Below are 693 nucleotides of genomic sequence, written 5' to 3' on the forward strand. Positions count from 1 at the left end.
CCCGACAACTCAGCCCCCAAGCCCCCGAAACCGCCGCACCGCCAGCGGAAAGAACACAACCAACAACCCCAACGGCCAGACCACAGCAGCCCAGACATGCCCCGACTCTCCCCCGGGCCCACCGAAAAGCTCCCGCACGGCCGTAGCGGCCTGAGACATCGGATTCCACTGAACGACCGCGCCCAGCCACCCAGGCATCGCAGCCGGCGTAGCCAGCGCGTTGGACAGAAACCCAACCGGCCACACCAGAATCTGCACGGCCTGCACCATCTCGGGCCGCCCGGCCACCAGCGCCAGGTAGATGCCGACCCACAGCATGGCGAACCGGAAGAGCAGCAACAGCCCTACAGCGCCCAGGAATTGCCCCGGTCCAGCATGCGGCCGCCAACCAAGCCCGAGCCCAACCCCGATCAACACGACCAGCCCGATCGCCGACTGCAACATGTCGGCAGCCGAACGCCCCACCAACACCGCCCCGTCAGCCATCGGCATCGACCGGAACCGGTCGATCACCCCCTTGTTGAGGTCCTGCGTAACGGCGACCATCGTGCCCTCCAGCCCGAAGGCCATGGTCAGCGCAAGCATCCCGGGAACCAGATAGTCGACGTAGGTACCCTCGACGGCCCGCCCGCCCCCGATCAGATAGCCGAACATCAACAACAACATCACCGGGAAAACCAGACTCACCACGAC

The 693-nt window shown here is 65.9% G+C and carries 1 protein-coding gene; it reads right to left on the reverse strand.

Features of this window, described 5'->3' with window-relative positions:
* Nucleotides 1-9 precede the first annotated feature (9 nt).
* The coding region (locus AC31A1_RS52220; protein WP_489660048.1) for an ABC transporter permease at nucleotides 10-693 on the reverse strand (684 nt) is incomplete at its 5' end.

This window comes from Streptomyces sp. P5F9 (assembly GCF_057961495.1).